The sequence below is a fragment of the Thiofilum flexile DSM 14609 genome (assembly GCF_000380185.1).
Lineage (GTDB): Bacteria > Pseudomonadota > Gammaproteobacteria > Thiotrichales > Thiotrichaceae > Thiofilum > Thiofilum flexile.
Map to the genome: position 1 here is coordinate 1 of NZ_KB904751.1, position 14,743 is coordinate 14,743.

The following is a 14,743-nucleotide window of genomic DNA, read 5'->3' on the forward strand; positions in this document are numbered from 1 at the left end:
GAATATGAAACCCGTTGTGAGAAGCCTATGGGATCAGCTATTACTGCGTAAGCGGGCGATTATTGAGACCATCAATGATCAACTAAAAAATCAATCTCAAGTCGAGCATTCTCGTCATCGTTCTTTGACGAATTATATGGCAGATGTGGTCGCGGGATTGATTGCTTATACCTATCAACCCCGAAAACCCTCGTTAAATCTTAGTAGCTCTGCACTTATTGCATTGTAATCAATGAATTAACAGATTTTCTTATGTCGAACTCAGGTTAGAAAAGAAAATCATGGAAAGCACCCAGCGACATAATGCCTTTTTAAAAGAGTTGGGTTTGCCATTATTGCCTTAACGAGGTCATTAAACTTCTCTTGATAGGAGAAAAGCTCAAATCAGTTCCCTCACCTTTTCAAGGGGAGGGCTAGGGTGGGGTTATTGTAGTTAACACACCTCTCTCGATAGGAGAAAAGCTCAAATGCAGTTCCCTCACCTTTTCAAGGGGAGGGCTAGGGTGGGGTTATTGTAGCTAGCGCATTTCAGGTGTTAGAAGAAAAGCTCAAATCGGCTCCTTCAGTTCCCTCACCTTTTCAAGGGGAGGGTTAGGGTGGGGTTATTATGGCTAGCGCATTTCAGGCTGCCAATTAGATAATAGCTCATTATCAAACTCGACTTTCCAAGTCGCATTAGGCGGCGTATGGCGGCAGGTCTGTAGGTAATGAATATAATCCGCCCGTGGAATCGTTTCGGCTCCCATCTCCAATAAATAAGGATTGGGCATTTGGCAATCGATGAGTCTAAAGCCCCACTGTTGAGCCGAATAGCATAGGGCGGTGAGGGCAATTTTAGAGGTATTCGGCTCAATACTAAACATCGATTCACCATTAAATACACCGCCCGTGACCACCCCATATAAGCCACCCACTAACTCACCCTGTGGATTCCACACTTCAAAGGAATGAGCCAGATTCATTTGATGCAGGCGACCATAGGCTTTTTGCATAGCCGACGTGATCCATGTGTCATGGGAATAACGTCTAGGTAATGAGCAGCCAAAAATAACCGCATCAAACGCTTGGTCAATGGTGATTTTATAGCCTTTATTGCGGATCACTTTACGCAGGCTGCGGGTGAGATTAATCCGCTCAGGAAATAATACCCCGCGTGGATTAGGACTCCACCAATAAATCGGCTCATCCTTATTAAACCAGGGGAAAATACCACTCTGATAAGCAGTCAGCAGGCGGACAGGGCTTAGATCTCCGCCCACTGCGATTAAACCATTGGGAAAATTACAAGCTAACTCAACCGGCGGAAAAGGCTCATCAGGACGGTGGGGATTTAGCCGAGTTAAGCTCATTTCTTGTGACATAGCGCAATATTCCGAATGTTTTTAATAATCCTACACTCTCCTCCTCCTGCCATAGAAAGAGGAGAGTAGGTTAATTATTAACCTATATTATCTAAATACTTTTCAGCATCCAAGGCCGCCATACAACCTGTTCCGGCTGAAGTAATCGCTTGACGGTAGATATGATCCATCACATCACCCGCCGCAAATACCCCTTCAATACTGGTTTGGGTCGCATTACCCTGAGCGCCACCTTTGACTTTAATATAGCCATTTTCCATCTCTAATTGATTCTGGAAAATTTCAGTATTAGGGTGATGACCAATCGCAATGAAAACACCCATTAAATCAATCTCTTGGGTGCTATCATCGAGGGTGCTTTTAACCCGTATACCAGTAACGCCGCTTTTATCGCCTAGCACTTCCTCAAGTGTATGATTCCAGAGAATTTTGACATTGCCAGTGCGCTCTTTTTCAAACAGATGATCTTGCATAATCTTTTCGGCTTTAAGCTTATCGCGCCGATGGATTAATACTACTTCTGAGGCCAGATTAGAGAGATATAATGCCTCTTCTACAGCAGTATTTCCCCCGCCAATCACGGCAACTTTACGCTTACGATAGAAAAAACCATCGCAAGTCGCACAGGCAGAAACACCACGTCCTTTAAAGGTTTCCTCTGAAGGTAGCCCTAAATACATGGCTGAAGCCCCGGTGGCGATAATTAAAGCATCACAGGTATACGTGGTATTATCACCGATTAGGGTAAATGGGCGTTCCTGTAGGTTGACTTCTTTGATATGATCAAAAATGATTTCGGTGTTGAAGCGTTCGGCATGTTGTTTCATGCGCTCCATTAAATCGGGGCCTTGTACGCCTTCGTGGTCACCGGGCCAATTGTCCACATCAGTTGTGGTTGTCAATTGACCGCCTTGTGCCATACCCGTGATGAGCACAGGTTTAAGGTTGGCGCGAGCTGCGTAAACCGCAGCCGTATAACCCGCAGGGCCAGAGCCTAAAATAAGTAAACGGTAATGATTAGGACGGTTCAAGAGTTACTCCTTTACACTAAATTTTTTTATCACTATTGGGCATCAGTGTATGCGTTATAGGACAATTTCAGCAATCCTATGCGAATATCATAGTTGGGGTAAAGAAGAGTCTTGACCCATAGGGCGAATGTCTGGAAGGGTACGAGTTTCTCTATCTTTCAGTGAATCTGACAGGCAGCGTTAGACACTAACCAGAACGGAATAAGGAATTCTACTTTGAGTAAAGCCAAACTCAATGCGCAAAAACGCGCTAGCTTACAGCAGGCTAGTATCATTTTATCAGCAGGCGTGGCACTTATGTTTCTGCTGATGTTGATTAGCTATGACTCATCGGATCCGGGAGCATTTCATCGTAATGCCTCTTTTCAAGGAAATTGTCAAAATTTCATTGGCTGTAATGGTGCATGGCTTGCCGATTTAATGTTCGGCTTATTGGGCTATTTTGCTTATTTACTGCCTTTTGGCATCGTATTTTTTGGTTGGAATGCCTTTAGAGATAAGCCTAAGACCAATGCCGCTCCGAGTTCGCCAGAAAATGGTGGCGTGAATACCGCTATCACGGTTGGGGGCGCTGTATTGACGGGGCTAACGGGTAGTGCGCTGGCTCATGTTTTATTTACGCCTTATCCGCAAGGCATTGGTGGCGGGATTTTCGGTGCCATCATCGCCGGTTTCCTAGTAGAGAAAACTTTTTTCGGATTTCATGGCACCGTCTTATTATTAACCGCCTTATTTTTAGTCGGTATTACCCTAGTCGCTGATATTCAGTGGGGTGAAGTAACCGAGCGGGTAGGGGACTGGGTCATTAAGATGTTTGGTAAAGTATCGACCCGTTTTGCCACTATGAACCTGCCGCTCACCGCGAATGCGCAAATGAGTACCGCAGGAGGTTATGCGAATCCTCGCTCGCGCTCAGGGCGTAACTCCGATACTTCCTTATTTGCTAGCACGCAAGACTGGATTAAAAATAGCACTAAACAAGCAGGGGGCGTGGTATCCGGTTTAGTGAGTCGTTGGGGGCGTAAAACACCTATTAGTGCGGTGGGTACTGTTGCTGCTAGGCGACCCTTCTCTAATCTAAGACGGAAAAATCCTTTAGATACAGTGTACGGTGAGGAGCAAGATCCGCTCTTTAGTGAGACTAAGCGTACCGAGGATAGCCGTAATCAGGCACCTAAAACCCAAGGTCTACAAACGCCAGATCCCGATTTTTTAAGAGCAGCAAGTACGCATAATACCGCTGCTAGTGCTCCGACAGTCGCAGCAGCGCCTAATCCCGCTCCTGTACCAGCGCCAGCGCCGAGTAGCTTGGTGGTGGAAGAAGTAGGGCAGGTTAAACGTCGCCCGCAAATACCTAAACCCGTTGCCAGTGCCGATAAGCTAGTACTGCCATCCTTAGATTTACTCAATCTCCCTCCACCGGCACGCGAGCGGGTGACACAAAGTAAAGAAAGCCTCAAGCGCATGGCAGAGCAATTAGTGCTCTCTCTGAGTCATTATGGTTTGCGCGATGTGGAAGTGGTCGCGAGTGATCCAGGGCCGGTGATTACTCGTTTTGAACTGCAATTACCCGATGGGACTAAAGCCAGTAAAGTGTCTGGGTTAGCCAATGATTTAGCGCGTAATTTATGCGTATCCAGTGTGCGCGTAGTGGAGGTCATTCCGGGACGCCCAACCATTGGCATTGAGATTCCTAATGAAAAACGGGATGTCGTCACCATTAGCGAAATGTTTGCCTCGGATGTGTATAAAAATAGCCGCTCCCCACTAACCTTGGCTTTGGGTAAGGATATTGCAGGTACACCCATTGTGGCTGATTTAAGCAAAATGCCGCATCTACTGGTGGCAGGTACTACGGGTTCGGGTAAATCCGTTGCTGTTAATGCCATGCTCTTGAGCTTGCTATACAAGTCTACACCAGAGCAAGTTCGCCTGATTATGATTGACCCCAAAATGTTGGAGTTAAGTAGCTACGAAAATATCCCTCATTTGTTAGCCCCGGTCGTCACTGATATGAAAGAGGCAGCGAATGCGCTACGCTGGTGTGTGGCAGAAATGGAGCGCCGCTATTTATTAATGGCTAAGCTCAAGGTACGGAATATTGCAGGGTTTAATACCAAAATTCTGGAAGCCCAAGAGCGCGGCGAGCAAATTCCTGATCCCTTATTTGATCCTACCAAATCTTTAGATCCCCATCCTAAACCATTGACTACCTTGCCCTTTATTGTGGTGGTGGTGGATGAGTTTGCTGATATGATGATGGTGGTGGGTAAAAAAGTGGAGGAGTTGATTGCTCGGCTAGCACAAAAAGCGCGTGCCTCAGGGATTCATTTGATTTTAGCTACCCAGCGCCCCTCCGTGGATGTGATCACCGGATTGATTAAAGCTAATATCCCCACCCGTATTGCCTTTCAGGTATCGACCAAAATTGACTCACGCACAATTTTAGATCAGGGGGGAGCGGAGCAATTATTAGGGTATGGTGATATGCTGTATATGCCTCCGGGGATTTCTATGCCGCAACGGGTACATGGTGCATTAGTCACTGACCAAGAAGTTGAGGATGTGGCAACATTCCTCAAGCGGCAAATGGAACCGGATTATATTGAGGGGGTCTTAGAGGATGTTAGCACTGTAGTAGAAGGCTCTGGTGCTGATTTAGGGGAACAGGGCGAAGAAGCAGATCCATTATATGATGAGGCGGTTGCTGTGGTGACAGAATCGCGTCGCGCGTCCATTTCTTATTTGCAACGACGTTTAAAGGTCGGTTATAACCGTGCCGCGCGTATGATTGAGGATATGGAAGCTGCAGGCGTTGTCAGCCCAGTATTAGCCAATGGGACGCGCGAGGTTCTCGCCCCCCCACCCGTAAATGATTGAGGTTATTAATGAAAAAAATCTTATTAAAAACGTTGCTAGGTGTCAGTTTAGCGATCAGTAGTTTGGCTGCTTTGGCAGCAGATCGTAGCACATTGAATGATTTCTTTACCAAAGTAAACACCATGCAAGCGCAGTTTACTCAGGAAGTTTATGACGAAGGGGGACGATTACGCCAAAAATCCCAAGGCGTGGTCTTTTTAAGCCGTCCGGGTAGATTTAGCTGGGAGTATCGCTCTCCTGAAGCTCATCGTATTGTGGCAGATGGCAGAAATGTATGGGTACATGATGTGGAGTTAGATCAAGTTACGGTCAAACCCATGTCTCAAGCCTTATCCGCCGCCCCCGTAGGTTTATTGCTGAATAAACAGCCGGTAGAAAAACAATTTAGAGTGACTGAGTTAGAACCTTCGGGCGGATTGGCTTGGTTTAATTTGATTCCTCACCGTCGCGATTCGGATTTTACGGCGATGGATCTAGGGGTTAGTGATCGTGGTATTCAAGAAATGATCTTAAGAGACAAATTTGGTCAAGAGACTAAAATTCGTTTCAATGGTATGAGTCTCAATCCTAATATTCCGCCTACACGTTTCCAGTTTAAACCACCTGCAGGTGTGGATGTGATTGGTAGACCCTCTTAATCTACCCCTCATTGGCTCTTGAATACTACTAGCTATCAACCGCTTGCTGAAAGAATGCGCCCCACCACCTTAGAACAGTATGTGGGGCAGCAACATTTATTAGCCCCGAGTAAACCCCTACGTCGTGCGATTGAAGAGCAGCATTATCATTCTCTACTATTTTGGGGGCCACCCGGCACCGGAAAGACTACTCTTGCCCGTTTAATCGCTCGCTATTGGCAAGCTCATTGGATTAATTTGTCGGCAGTATTGGCGGGGGTGAAAGAGATACGTGCCGCACTCGCCGAGGCTCAGCACTATGCTCCTCAGCCTACGGTAGTATTTGTGGATGAGGTACACCGTTTTAATAAAGCCCAGCAAGATGCCTTTTTGCCCGCGATTGAGAGTGGGCAGCTTATTTTTATTGGTGCGACTACTGAAAATCCCTCTTTTGCCTTGAATAATGCGTTGCTATCGCGCCTTAAGACCTATGTACTCAAAGTATTAACGGCAAATGACATTCAACAAGTACTCCAGCAAGCACTCACTACAGAGCAGGGACTCAATACGGATTTAGCTGTACCCATTAGCATGCAACCCGATGCCTTGGAGTATTTAGCGCATTGGGCGGATGGTGATGCGCGGCGTGCTTTAAATACCTTAGAAATGGCGGCTGACTTAGCCAGCAGTGATGAGCCGTCAAACCTCATTCAATTGAGTACCTTACAAGCCGTATTGGGTGAAAGTACGCGGCGTTTTGACAAAGACGGGGATGTATTTTATGAGCAAATCTCTGCTTTACATAAATCGGTGCGCGGTACAGACCCCGATGCTGCACTCTATTGGCTAGTACGTATGCTAGACGGTGGCTGTGATCCTTTTTATATTGCACGGCGCATTATTCGCATGGCGAGTGAGGATATTGGCAATGCAGATCCTAGAGCACTGACCTTAGCACTCAATGCGTGGGAATCCTATGAGCGTTTGGGGAGTCCAGAAGGTGAGTTAATGTTGGCTCAGGCAGTAGTGTATTTGGCCTGTGCACCTAAAAGTAATGCAGTATATCAAGCCTTAAAACTAGCTCAAGCCGATGTAGCTCAGTATGGTTCACTCGAAGTACCGCTCCATTTACGCAATGCACCAACCGCTTTTATGAAAAAGCTCGATTATGGCAAAGATTATCACTATGCCCATGATGCACCCGATGCTTATGTAGCAGGTGAGCACTATCTACCGGATGCGTTACAGGGTAAACACTACTATGAGCCGGTCGAGCGCGGTTTAGAAATCAAAATCCGTACTAAATTACAGCACTTGCGTAGCCTTCCAAAAACAACTACAAGTTGATTCTGCTTTTTTTGTTAGGAAGGTACATCTTATGTCCCTACAGTATGATTTTATTATTGTGGGTGCCGGTACAGCCGGTTGTTTATTAGCGAATCGACTCAGTGCGAGTGGTCAGTATTCGGTCTTACTGTTGGAGGCGGGGCCGCGTGATAACTATCCTTGGATTCATATTCCGGTAGGCTATTTATATTGCATTGGCAATCCGCGCACCGACTGGCTGTATTTTACCGAGCCGGATCAGGGGCTAAATGGGCGCAACTTACGCTATCCACGCGGTAAAACCTTGGGTGGTTGTTCCTCGATTAATGGCATGATCTATATGCGTGGACAAGCCCGTGACTATGAGCAATGGGTCGCATTGAGCGGAAATCCTGCTTGGTCATGGGCGCAGGTATTACCCGATTTCAAACGTCACGAAAACCATTATCGCTTAGATCAAGGGGATTTTGAGCTAGGTACTCAAGGCCACTATGCAGATTGGCACGGACACGGCGGCGAGTGGCGCATTGAAAAACAGCGCCTACATTGGGATATCCTCGATGCGTTTGCTAAGGCCATGAATCAGTGGGGTATTCCCAATACCGACGACTTTAATCGTGGGGATAATTATGGCGTGGGCTATTTTGAGGTTAATCAAAAATCCGGTTGGCGCTGGAATGCTAGCAAAGCGTTTTTACGTCCGGCTTTAAAGCGCCCTAATCTTACCGTTTGGACCGAAGCGACGGCACAAAAACTGAATTTTAGCACGGAACAGGAGCAATTACGTTGCACTGGTTTAACCGTATTACATCAAGGGCAAGTACAGTCGCTGCAAGCACGACGTGAGGTGATTCTAAGTGCGGGTGCGATTGGTTCCCCCCACTTATTACAATTATCAGGTATAGGGGCCAGGGAGCTATTGCACGATAAGGGGATCGCTGTCGTACATGAATTACGCGGGGTAGGGGAAAACCTACAAGATCATTTGCAAATTCGTGCAGTCTTCAAACTGCAACAGGCTAAAACTTTAAATACCCTCGCTAATAGTTGGCTAGGTAAGGCTAAAATCGGTTTGGAGTATGCGCTAAAACGTACCGGCTCCATGAGTATGTCACCTTCGCAATTGGGCGCGTTTACGCGCTCAAGCCCTGATCAACCCTATGCTAATTTAGAATATCATGTGCAGCCCCTAAGTCTTGATGCCTTTGGGCAGCCGTTACATAACTTTCCGGCTATGACGGCGAGTGTGTGTAATCTTAATCCGAGTAGTCGGGGCTATGTACATATTAAAACGCCGCATGCTCAGGATGCGCCCGCGATTGCACCTAACTATTTAAGCACGCCAGATGATCAACAAATTGCGGCGCAAAGTTTACGTCAAGTGCGTGAGATTGCGGCACAACCTGCTTTAGCAGCCTATCAACCCCAAGAGTGGAAGCCGGGCACACAGTTTCAAACCGATGAGGAGCTAATTCAATTAGCCGGTGATATTGCAACCACAATTTTTCACCCCGTTGGTACGTGTAAAATGGGTAAAAGGTCTGATCCTCTGGCGGTAGTTGATAGTGAATTAAAAGTATTCGGTGTCGAGGGTTTGCGTGTGGTGGATGCGAGCATTATGCCAACCATTACCAGTGGCAATACTAACTCACCCACTTTAATGATTGCGGAAAAAGCAGCCGCTTGGATTTTGCGTGCTAACACTAAGGTTTAAGCTTGCAAATGGGTAGTATTAGTGTGTCATTATTTTGTGGGTGTGCGCAGGTCACGTCACACCCATTTATGTGATGCTATCAATAGCTTAGGTTTAGAACGTAGGGGGGATAGTAGGGGTATTGGGTGTTGTGTGATTAAGGGGATGTGGGGGGCGTTTAGAGAAACGTTTATAGCTATTGCTCATCAGGCGCTGTTCTCCCGTCTGCTGCTGCCAAAAGTAGCGTGCCATATCCTGCCATTTCATGAAATTTTCATTTTCTATGAGTGTACTGTACCAGTTGGTGACTAGTATGATATGAGAGTTGGATGAGTGTTTTTCAGAGTTATATTGTTTTGCAACTAGTTGTTCTGTAGCACTGATGGTCGAGGTGGGTATTCTGACCCGATTAGAGGCCGCATAGACAATTTCAGCCGCTCCACAAGTAAGCATTAATAAGCCACAGGCTACGTAATAGCACGATTTAATAATAGTTTTCATCCTATGCTCCCCCAAAAAATAGATAAGAAATTGTTAGTTTTGCTCTTGTATTGAGCAGAGATCCGTAGTGATAGATCGGCTACCCTCACCTCCTATAGCTGCCCTTAACTTCATTAACCTTTATATTTAAATGAATACCTTACTGACTTGGTGTGGATATTCTTTGACGAAAGGTGTTATTTTTTTTGATAAACGAAATTAATATTAGGGGGATAGATTACCGCTTATAGCGACAGAAAACCTTCCAATTAATGAAATGTAATCTGCGATATTCAGCGACTAATTAGTGATTAAAGCGTCAGTGCCTGTTGATGACGAGTAGATATATTATTTACCATACTATGAGTAGGATGTTGCCATGAAAGAGTCTAAGCAGTCGCCAGCAGCGCCTGAGTCGAGCGATAGTTTTTGGGATAAATTAAGCCGTTTATTCAGCAGTCAATCCGAAGAACGTGCAGCGGATACAGTTCCGCCTAGTACTGAAATCGACTGTAAGGCGGATGCACCTGACTTACAACTTCAAGCACCACTAGAGAGCATTGCACGAGTACTGTATCAAACGGATCGCGTTCCGCCGCCTTGTGAGCAGTTGATTGACCAGCCTTTTAGCGAAGATGCCATTAATATCAAAGCCAATGGGCAATGTATTAAGGGTAATCGCATTATCGACACGGTTATAGGTTCGGCATTAGACCAACAGCAGGGGCTAGCCAAACGCGCACATCGGGATGGTGTACAGCTCATCCCAACCCAAGCTCAGGTGGGTAATTATCAGTTTATGGCGGGTGTTTTGCAGGATATTGTGATTGAGGATAATCACATTGAGTCTAAGGGCTTATTACAAGGTATCTTTGCCTCGGATGGGGTATTTCGCAATATCAGCATCGCGAATAACTGCATTAATACCCAAGCCGAGCATAAGATCACCCTGAATGGGCTACTGTCAGGCCAGATTAGTAATAATCGCGATGCAGCAGGCAAATTATTGCCCATTTATTTAGGTCCTTTGCGTATTGGCGGCAATTTAGCGACCGGTAATGTGTGGATTTTGTCATTTGCCGCTGATGAGGATCATCGTTATGCCCCTTTAAGTGAGATGATACCTGACAGTGATAAGGGGAGTGACCCCGCCAATCCTTATCCCCATGTACGAGATGAGCGTTATCAGCCCCAAAATCGCAGCGGTGCTATTGGGGACACTAATCTCTATGCCTTTCCGCTGGAGCGTTTTAAACAGCATCTATCCGGTGTCACCATAGAGTATTTATTAGCCTTACAAACGAATTTAGACAGCCTATTTCATGACTGGCTAGGACGCTTATGCCAAATATTGTCTGAAGCACAATTAAATGCACTCAAAGAGGCCTATCAAGCCGAGCGTAATGTGCCTATTGGGCAAATTAAACATCAAGCTTTACGCCATTACTTTCTGCAAGCATTGGCTAAACAATTAGGCAGTTTAGAAGACCCTATGCGCAGCAAAGTATAAGGATTGAGTGTCGGGGGCGGTTGGTGTAGTGTCACAGGATCGGGCTATTATTAGGATAATGGATGAACCCCCTTAACCCCATGACAGTATCTCTAGATAAACGTCTATTGATCGAAGCGAGTGCTGGTACGGGTAAAACCTATACTATCTCATTGTTATATTTACGTTTATTACTAGAGCACAGTTTAACCGTTGATCAAATTCTAGTAGTAACCTATACCGATGCCGCCACGGCTGAATTGCGGGCGCGTATTTTATTGCGCTTAAAAGAGGCACTGAGTGCATATGAGCAACCAGAACAGGCCACCGCAGAATATGCCCGTTTATTAGAGCAATATCCGACTAGTGCAGAGTATATTTTAAGTTTAAAACGCGCCTTACTGAATTTTGACGAGGCTGCTATTTATACTATTCACAGCTTTTGCCAACGCGCACTGAAAGAAAATGCGTTTGAAGTCGGCATGCCTTTTGAAAGTGAGTTAATTAGTGATGAGCAGGCTTTATTAATTAGTTTAGCCGATAGTTTTTGGCATCGCTATTTACTGCATCCTGATCCATTACAAGAAGCCATTATTCGCCATAAAGGCTGTACACCTGATGATCTATTGGCGGTGGTAAAACCTTATATTGGGCGGCCTTATTTAGATCGCCAACCTAAAGAGCTATTAACAGCACAAGAATATGTCGAGCGCCAAGCGAGCTTAGCTAATAATTGGCAGGCTATTAAACAGCAATGGCAAATAGCAGGCTCACAAGCCATAAAATTAATTATTCAAGCCATTCAGTCAGAGGCTTTAAGCAAAACTCATTATAAAACCATAGATACATTATTACATGCTGAAAGTATATTGCAAAAAGTACTGCAAGGTGAACGGCCTAATGGTTGGGCAAATAATTGTAATTTATTTACAACTAGTAAGTTAATTCAAGGCACTAAAAAAAATAAAATAACCCCAGTACATGCTATTTTTAGCTTAATTGAAGCAGCTATTAATGAAGAACTTGAGTTAACGAATGCTCTGGATAGAGGGTTTGATCAACTTTGTTATGATTTAATGCTATTCTTACGCGAAAAACTACCACAGCGTAAGTCGGCATTAGGGGTATTAGCGTTTGATGATTTATTAGTGAATTTACAACGCGCATTAAACGAACGTCCAATTTTAGCCAGTCAGCTCGCAAGTGATTATCCAGTTGCTCTAATCGATGAGTTTCAAGATACCGACCCCATACAGTATGAGATATTTAACCGTATTTATGCTAATAGAGGCATATTAGTTTTTGTCGGTGATCCTAAACAAGCCATTTATGCATTTCGCGGAGCGGACATTCATACCTATTTACAAGCCGCTCAAGATATTGAAAAAAACCATCATTATACCCTAGATCGTAATTTTCGCTCTACAGCTCCTTTACTAGAAGCCTTTAATTGCTTTTTTAGTTGTTCAAACGATCCTTTTAGAAATAAGCTCAGTGTTGCTTATGAGGCCGTACAAGCAGGTAAAAATAATTTGATTTTTCAAGTGCCACTGCTGAATACGCCCTTACGCTTTTGGACATGGGAAGCTGAGGCACAAGAAGCTGAAGAGAAAATAAAATATTCAGCGCGGCAATTAGAGCAAATAATTGCTAAAGCCGTGGCCAGCGATATAGCCGAGCTATTAATGGCGGCTAAACGAGGTGAGGCAGTGATTGGTGAGGGGGAAGCAAAGCCTTTACAAAGCCGTGATATTGCTATTTTAGTGCGGAGTCATAAGCAAGGTAAATTAATGAGCGAGGCATTACAGGCACACCATATTGCCAGTTCTCAACGTTCTAAAGAGCCTATTTTTGCTACCCCAGAAGCTTATGAGTTACGTTTATTTTTAGAGGCTATTATTGAGCCTACGCATGAGGCAAAACTACGCCGCGCTTTAACAACAGAATTGCTAGGCGGAACAGTAAAAACCCTACTTGATTTAGAGCTAAGTAAAGAAACGGATAATCGTTTATTAGAGAGTTGGGTTGAGCAGTTTACCCGCTGGCAATTATTATGGGCTAAGCAAGGTTTTATGGCAATGTTTCAGGATTGGCTGCAATCACCTAACTTACTAAATCAGAGCCTCACACAGCAGCAATATTTATTAGGCTTTATTGATGGTGAGCGCCGCTTAACGAATTTATGGCATTTAGCTGAGCTACTATATAATGAAATACGCCACGGCGCTAAAAGCATGCAGGCCTTAATCCGTTGGCTTATGGAGTGTTCTGAGCAAAGTAGTAATGAGGATAATGAGTTACGCTTAGAAAGCGATGAGGCCTTGGTGCAAATTGTTACTATTCATAAAAGTAAGGGATTACAATATCCCATAGTCTATTGTCCTTTTTTATGGAATGAGGGTAATAGCCGAGCGCATGATTGGTTTAATTATTATGATTTAGCCACTGGTAAAACCTCTCTTTTTGCCTCGCGCTTTAAAGATGATGAGCGTGATTCTGCTTATGCTGCTTATAAACAAGAGGCTCAACAAGAATCATTGCGCTTAATTTATGTGGCATTGACTCGTGCTATTTATCATTGCTCTATTGTAGTACCCATTGGTAAAATAGACGGTTTTAACTATGATAGTGCTTTATATTGGTTGCTCTATGGGCATTTGCCTAATAGTGAGGCTTTACTAAGTGTAGCGTCCTCTGAAGCAGCTAAAAAAGCTAAAATCACTCCTGAAGATCGTACCCAACTCTTTAAACAGGGACTAATAGATTTAGTTAAAGCAAGTCATAATACTATTAGTTATACCGCCCTACCTGAAGAATTGAGTGATTTAAAGGTCAGTTTAGGTCAAGAGAGCCTATTAAGATCAGCGCCCTATTTTAAGACCACGCTAGTTAGCCCCCAACGTTTTGAAAGTTTTAGTAGTTTAAGTGTAGGTAATCATTATGATGCCCCTGATTATGATAGTGAATGGGGTACTAGACCTGTGCCTATACCTGATTATACTCAGTTTCCGGCAGGTAAATTAGCCGGTGTTTGTCTACATAAAATATTTGAGGAATTGGACTTTAAAGCAAACCTTGAATCGCAAAAAGAATTAATAACTAGTACCTTATTAGCCTCTGGTTTTGAAGAGCCTTATTTCAATGCGGCTATGCAGTTAGTCAGTAATACATTAAATACACCGCTAAGAGCTAATAAAGAGCTAAAGCTAGCGAGTATTACTAAAGAGCAGCGCTTAGATGAATTGGAGTTTTATTTCCCTATTAAGTATTTAACTACTAAAAAGCTCCAGCAGGTATTAGAAGAATATATTTCCCCCAATAAAATAGCTCAGCATCAGGCCATTAAACGTTTAAAGCCTCAAGTAGTGCAAGGTTTTATGAAGGGATTTATTGATTTAATATTTGAATATAAAGGAAAGTACTATATCGTTGATTATAAGTCTAATAAGCTAGCCGATGATCCAGCGGGTTATAATCAAGAGCGTATGGAGGAGGCTATTGCCGAGTCACATTATTATTTACAGTATTTAATCTATAGTATTGCTTTGCAGCGTTATCTGCGCCTGTGTTTGTCTAATTATGATTATGATGCCCACTTTGGTGGAATATTTTATTTATTTATTCGTGGGATGCAGCCCTCCGCTGGGGGGGAGAGTGGCATTTATGCCACTCGACCTAAGGCAGAGTTTATTAATGCATTGGATCAGCTAATGAGTTAAGTTACTCAAGAAAATACACGATTATTTTTCTCAGTTATTTATAAAAAGTAATCGAGTATTTCTGGAGCAGTCTTGGCGGCAGGGATGCCGCCTTGTAGCGTACAGGGATGTATTCATAGCGGCTGCGGAAGAAATACTCGATTACTT

General features: G+C 44.2%; 10 protein-coding genes. 7 read left to right on the plus strand and 3 right to left on the minus strand.

Annotated features, from left to right (window positions below):
* Window positions 1-229, plus strand: a 229-nt coding sequence (locus A3IK_RS18470) for a transposase (protein ID WP_020558691.1), incomplete at its 5' end; no start/stop codon positions are given.
* A 382-nt stretch (window positions 230-611) separates the two neighbouring features.
* Here the strand turns inward: A3IK_RS18470 and aat are convergent.
* Together aat and trxB are read right to left on the minus strand one after the other, a co-directional pair.
* On the minus strand, window positions 612-1,361 hold the full coding sequence (aat, locus tag A3IK_RS0104025) for a leucyl/phenylalanyl-tRNA--protein transferase (RefSeq protein WP_020558692.1): 750 nt from the start codon (window positions 1,359-1,361) through the stop codon (window positions 612-614).
* 77 nt (window positions 1,362-1,438) lie between these two features.
* A complete protein-coding gene (gene trxB, locus A3IK_RS0104030; protein WP_020558693.1) occupies window positions 1,439-2,392 on the minus strand; it encodes a thioredoxin-disulfide reductase in 954 nt (317 codons plus the stop codon).
* Window positions 2,393-2,608: 216 nt separating this feature from the next.
* On the opposite strand from trxB, the gene A3IK_RS0104035 reads away from it, so the two are divergent.
* From A3IK_RS0104035 to A3IK_RS0104050, 4 genes are read left to right on the plus strand one after another with little or no spacing between them, the layout of a single operon-like run.
* Window positions 2,609-5,272, plus strand: a complete 2,664-nt coding sequence (locus tag A3IK_RS0104035) for a DNA translocase FtsK (protein ID WP_020558694.1) — start codon at window positions 2,609-2,611, stop codon at window positions 5,270-5,272.
* An 8-nt stretch (window positions 5,273-5,280) separates the two neighbouring features.
* Window positions 5,281-5,910: an outer membrane lipoprotein periplasmic chaperone LolA gene (gene lolA / locus A3IK_RS0104040; RefSeq protein ID WP_020558695.1), complete on the plus strand. Its 630-nt coding sequence runs from the start codon at window positions 5,281-5,283 to the stop codon at window positions 5,908-5,910.
* Between the two features lie 54 nt (window positions 5,911-5,964).
* Entirely contained in the window at window positions 5,965-7,236 is a 1,272-nt protein-coding gene (locus tag A3IK_RS0104045) for a replication-associated recombination protein A (RefSeq protein ID WP_020558696.1), read from the plus strand.
* Window positions 7,237-7,267: 31 nt separating this feature from the next.
* A complete protein-coding gene (locus A3IK_RS0104050) occupies window positions 7,268-8,929 on the plus strand; it encodes a GMC family oxidoreductase (protein ID WP_020558697.1) in 1,662 nt (553 codons plus the stop codon).
* A 93-nt stretch (window positions 8,930-9,022) separates the two neighbouring features.
* On the opposite strand, the gene A3IK_RS0104055 is transcribed toward A3IK_RS0104050, so the two are convergent.
* Window positions 9,023-9,409 (minus strand): hypothetical protein, encoded by a 387-nt coding sequence (locus A3IK_RS0104055; protein ID WP_020558698.1) that lies wholly within the window; start codon window positions 9,407-9,409, stop codon window positions 9,023-9,025.
* A 358-nt stretch (window positions 9,410-9,767) separates the two neighbouring features.
* Here A3IK_RS0104055 and A3IK_RS0104060 point away from each other — a divergent pair, with 358 nt between their 5' ends.
* On the plus strand, window positions 9,768-10,898 hold the full coding sequence (locus A3IK_RS0104060; RefSeq protein ID WP_020558699.1) for a hypothetical protein: 1,131 nt from the start codon (window positions 9,768-9,770) through the stop codon (window positions 10,896-10,898).
* A gap of 62 nt (window positions 10,899-10,960) precedes the next feature.
* On the plus strand, window positions 10,961-14,596 hold the full coding sequence (recB, locus tag A3IK_RS0104065; RefSeq protein WP_020558700.1) for an exodeoxyribonuclease V subunit beta: 3,636 nt from the start codon (window positions 10,961-10,963) through the stop codon (window positions 14,594-14,596).
* Window positions 14,597-14,743 lie beyond the last annotated feature (147 nt).